Here is a 4978-nt window from a genome sequence, read left to right on the forward strand (position 1 = left end):
ATTTGTTCAATTTTAGCAAAAGCAAAGTGCTTTTTTACTTTTAAGATCCTGGCTTTTACCGTCTCTCCCGGTAAAGCATTATTGACAAATACTGTCATGCCCTCATAATGAGCTACTCCCATAGCTTCATATGATAAATCGGTAATTTCTAACTTGATAATTTGATTCTTTTCCATATTTTGTCCTTTTTTACAAACACTAATTAATAACTTTATTTTACTAAAAATCCCAGCAAAAGTAATGCAGATACCGGTTTCTTAATATTGGATTAATTTCAGCTTTATTCCTTCACACTTATTGTCGTCTGTGTTACTTTTAATACTAATAAATTAAAGAAAGGACGTTTTTCATGAATAATTATGATACTAATTCAGACAGGCGCCAAATCCACACCATCTCCGAAACCAATACTTTTTTAACTAAAATGTATGCTTTGATGGCTGGCGCGGTACTTGTTTCTGCTTTAGCAGCTTACTTAACAATGACCGTATTCAGAAGCGCTGTGATGAACATGCCAGTAGCTATGATGTGGCTCATTTTATTTGTACCTTTTGGCTTATCAATGGGTATTAGTTTTAAAGCTGACCGCAATCCAGTTGCCAGTCTAGTAATGTTAACGATACTATCAGCAATTTACGGTTTTGAATTTGCTTTAATTGCAGGCTTTTATACCGGCACCCAAATCACTTCTGCCTTTGTTTCAGCTGCAGCGGTATTCATTGCCATGGCTTTGTTTGGTACTTTTACTAAAAGAGATATGACTAACTGGAATTCTTACTTAAGTGCTGCTTTACTTGGCTTTGTGGTTGCTTGGATAGTTAATATGTTTTTACGTAACCCTGCCGTTACTTATGTCTTCTCATTTATTGGTGTAATTCTTTTTACAGGTTTAACTGCCAGTGACGCCAACAAAATGAAAGCCATTTACACTAATTATGGTGACCAAGTTTCAACCAACGGCTTAGCAGTTCTCGGTGCATTACAACTTTACCTTGATTTCATTAACATTTTTATGTTCTTAATAGAAATCTTTGGTGGCAGTGGCAATAGTCGCAACTAATAGATTTTGTTACTAAACTAAAGAAGCAATTACTCGTGAAAGTAATTGCTTCTTTTTTGTGCTTTATTTATTCACCAACGAAAAATTCAATTCGTTGTTGCAAATTTTTAAAAGTAACAGGACAATAATCACCAATTTCACCATCAAGGTTAACCGGCAATTTTTCACCTTTGCTTTTACCCATTAATTCAATCTTTAAACTACGCGTCTTAGTGTAAATAATGTCAGGATCATCGACGTGCTTGCCGTTTAAAGCTAAAGCCATTAATTTTAACAGCTTTACTGGATCAGACGGCTTAACAATTATTAATTGAAACAAGCCGTCACTTAACTCAGCATCAGGCATAATTTGTTCAAAACCACCGATAGAATTAGTCATTCCCAAGAGAAGCATAGACAGCTTGCCTTTGTATACGCCCTCATCATAGGTAAGACGAAGTTCATTTTCAGTAAGATGTGGCAGCATTTCCGCACCTTTAATTAAGTAAGCAGTATAGCCAAGTGCAGACTTTACTTCTGACGGAACACCATATGTTAATTCAGTCAATGAACCACAAGCAGCAATATTAACAAAATACTGAATATCATTGGCAAAAGTTGCCTCACCAATATCCATTTTACGGGTTTTATTTTTGAGAATAACTTTTGTCGCTTCGGCAATATCATCTCGCGGGATATGCAGAGCACGAGCATAATCGTTAGTGGTACCGGCAGGAATAATTGCCATCTTCGGTCTTTTTTCCAAATTCGCAATGCCATTTACCACTTCATTGATGGTGCCGTCACCGCCAGCAGCAACAATCAGATCAAAGCCTTCATTAGCTACCCGAGTTGCTTCTTTTTGAGCACTTTGCTTTTCTGGCTTAGTTCTAAATGCACTTGCCTCATACCCAGCTTGTTCCAAAACGTCCAATATATCCGCGACATTTTTAGGCATCTGTTCGTGACCAGATACAGGATTATAGATCAATCTTGCTTTTTCAGTCATAATTTCTACCCTTATTATTTCAAAACTTACTTAACGCTTCTGCAATTCTTCATTCAGTAACTTATTAATTACCTTTGGATTTGCCTTGCCCCTGGTCTGTTTCATCAACTGGCCGACAAGATAGCCAATTGCACGGTCTTTACCGTTCTTAAAGTCTTCTACTGATTGTGGGTTGTTATCAACAACTTCTTTCACCATAGGTGCTAAGACGCTGGTATCAGACAACTGCACCATACCTTTGTCTTCAACATATTTCTTAGGATCGGTACCATTAGCAATTGTCTCTGCAAAAACCTTTTTAGCAATCTTAGAAGAAATTGTGCCATCTTTAATCAACTTAATCATGGCAGCCAAATGCTCTGGTGTCAACTTAATACCAGCAAGTTCAACCCGATTATCATTCAAATAACCATTAACTTGAGTGTTCATCCAATTAGCAGCAAGCTGTGGATCAGCTCCTGCAGCAACCGTTTGATCAAAGAAGTCTGAACTTTCTTTGGTTTGCAGAAGAACATTTGCGTCATATTCTTTCAGACCAAATTCATTCACATACAGGTTGTAACGTTCTTCGGCTGAGCGTGGCAAAGTTGATTTGATTTCATCAATCCACTCTTGGCTGATATGATCAGGAGCAATATCAGGTTCAGGGAAGTAACGGTAATCTGCATCTCCTTCTTTGACACGCTCCAAAACTGTTTTACCAGTTGCTTCATCAAAGCGGCGAGTAGAAAGCTGCACGCGACCACCAGAAAGTAAGACTTGAGCTTGCCGCTTTTCTTCATATGCCAAAGACTTACGCACGTGTTCAAAAGAGTTCAAGTTCTTCATTTCAACTTTGGTACCCAGTCCCTTTTGCCCGGCAGGTCTAATGGAAATGTTGGTATCAACACGCATTGATCCCTCTTCCATCTTAACGTCGGAAGCACCGGTAAATTGCACTATCTTACGCAATTTTTCAAGGTAGGCGTATCCTTCATCAGGATCTGCAATTTCAGGCTCAGAAACAACTTCAAGTAAAGGAACACCCTGACGATTTAAGTCAACATAGGAATAACCGTTTGTACCATGAGTATTCTTGCCGGCATCTTCCTCGATGTGCATTTCATGAATTCCAATGCGCTTTTTCTTACCGTGAGATTCAATTTCAACGTAGCCATCACGAGCTAGTGGTTGGAAAAATTGGGTAATTTGATAAGCCTTAGGGCTATCAGGATAATAGTAATTTTTCCGGTCAAAATGAGTTGTTGGCAAAATATGAGCATGTGTGGCCAATGCAACCATAATTCCTAAACGGTAAACGTCTTTGTTAACGTAAGGTAAAACACCTGGCATCGCCCAATCAATTACATTTGTTTCAGTGTTGGGTTTAGCTCCATAACTTACTGGCGAAGGTGAAAAAATCTTACTTTTGGTTTTTAATTCAAAGTGAACTTCGAACCCAATCGTTGATTTAAAATTCATCAGTTAATCCTCCATTCCAGTTGGTGTTTTTTCATAAAACTTATTGCTTCGCTCGATAAAGTCAGCAACTTGGAAAATGCTGCCTTCATCAAACCGTTTGGCCATAATCTGCAGTCCTACAGGCATCCCATCAACTAAACCAGCAGGAACACTGGCAGCAGGAATTCCTGCTAAGTTGGCTGAAATTGTCAAGATATCATTATTGTACATTTTAATCGGGTCAGAAATTTCACTACCGATGCCAAAAGCAGGCGTGGTAGTAGTTGGACCAACAATAACGTCATTCTCAGCGAAAATGTGATCGAATTCGTCACAAATTAACGTTCTCACTTTAGCAGCTTGTCTAAAGAAACGGTCATAAGAGCCAGCTGAAAGAGCAAAGGAACCTAGCATAATCCGGCGTTTAACTTCTTCGCCAAAACCTTCTGAACGAGACTTAACGTAAACATCTAATAGATTCTTAGTATCTTGAGCACGGTAGCCGTAACGAATACCATCAAATCTTTGCAAGTTTGATGAAGCCTCACTTGAAGCAATAATGTAATAGTCTGGAACTACATACTTGGTTAAAGGTAAAGATACCTCAGTGATAATTGCTCCAGCATTTTCCAAAGCATCAATTTGTTCTTGAATTGCCTTGCGCATATCGCCATCAACTGCAGCCATATATTCTTTAACTACCGCTACATGCATCCCCTTTACATCTTGACCAATATACTTGGTAAAATCGGGAACTGCTCTAGTCGAAAGAGTGGAATCATGGTCGTCACTACCCGCAATAACGTTTAAAACTTCAGCTGAAGTTTTTGCTCGTTTACTCATCACGCCGATTTCATCTAATGAAGAGGCAAAAGCAATTAAGCCCCAGCGGGAAACACGGCCGTATGTTGGCTTGATACCAAAAATGCCGTTAAATGCGGCAGGCTGTCTGATCGAGCCACCAGTGTCTGAACCTAAAGCAGCAACGACTTGACCTGAGGCAACTGCAACAGCTGAACCACCTGAAGAGCCACCCGGTACTTTGTCCAAATTCCACGGATTATGGGTGATGCCAAAGTATGAATGTTCCGTAGAAGAACCCATCGCAAACTCATCCATGTTGGTTTTACCCACAAAAGTTACTTGCGCTTTTTTCAATCTTTCAATGACAGTCGCATCATATACTGGAATATAATTATCTAGAATATGGCTAGCTGCCGTTGTTTTAACACCATCCGTAATAATGTTGTCTTTAATGGCAATCGGAATTCCTGCAAGTTTATTGTGAGCAAAGTCTAAATTACTTTGAGGCTTTGCATCTTCTTGAACAGCAATCCAAGCGTTTAACTTATCATCCGTCTTTTTAATATTATCAATTGTATCTTGCGCTAATTTGTCGGCTGACAAAGTCTTGTGGGCAAGTTTTTCATTTAAAGAGTCAATATCTTCATTTAAATAATTCATTACTCGTCCTCATCCTTATTAATAAT

Annotated in this window: 5 protein-coding genes; 1 reads left to right on the forward strand and 4 read right to left on the reverse strand. The window is 38.8% G+C overall.

Annotated elements, in window-relative coordinates; genetic code table 11:
- A partial coding sequence (locus tag Q0K80_RS09805; RefSeq protein ID WP_294605874.1) for a TRAM domain-containing protein occupies window positions 1–176 on the reverse strand: 176 nt, incomplete at its 3' end.
- Between the two features lie 173 nt (window positions 177–349).
- Between Q0K80_RS09805 and Q0K80_RS09810 the strand changes: the two genes are divergently transcribed.
- Window positions 350–1060: a Bax inhibitor-1/YccA family protein gene (locus tag Q0K80_RS09810; protein ID WP_294605866.1), complete on the forward strand. Its 711-nt coding sequence runs from the start codon at window positions 350–352 to the stop codon at window positions 1058–1060.
- 67 nt (window positions 1061–1127) lie between these two features.
- Here Q0K80_RS09810 and Q0K80_RS09815 read toward each other — a convergent pair whose 3' ends face one another.
- Genes Q0K80_RS09815 through gatA form a run of 3 tightly spaced genes read right to left on the reverse strand, consistent with a single transcriptional unit; the run spans window position 1128 to window position 4952 of the window.
- The gene (locus tag Q0K80_RS09815) at window positions 1128–2048 is read right to left on the reverse strand and encodes a diacylglycerol kinase family lipid kinase (RefSeq protein ID WP_294605868.1); all 921 of its coding nucleotides are present in this window, start codon (window positions 2046–2048) and stop codon (window positions 1128–1130) included.
- A gap of 30 nt (window positions 2049–2078) precedes the next feature.
- Window positions 2079–3509 (reverse strand): Asp-tRNA(Asn)/Glu-tRNA(Gln) amidotransferase subunit GatB, encoded by a 1431-nt coding sequence (gatB, locus tag Q0K80_RS09820; RefSeq protein WP_294605870.1) that lies wholly within the window; start codon window positions 3507–3509, stop codon window positions 2079–2081.
- Between the two features lie 3 nt (window positions 3510–3512).
- Complete coding sequence (gene gatA / locus Q0K80_RS09825; RefSeq protein WP_294605872.1) at window positions 3513–4952, reverse strand: Asp-tRNA(Asn)/Glu-tRNA(Gln) amidotransferase subunit GatA; 1440 nt, start codon at window positions 4950–4952, stop codon at window positions 3513–3515.
- Window positions 4953–4978: the final 26 nt, after the last annotated feature.

The sequence above is a fragment of the uncultured Lactobacillus sp. genome, assembly GCF_945290125.1.
GTDB classification, from domain to species: Bacteria; Bacillota; Bacilli; order Lactobacillales; family Lactobacillaceae; genus Lactobacillus; species Lactobacillus rizhaonensis.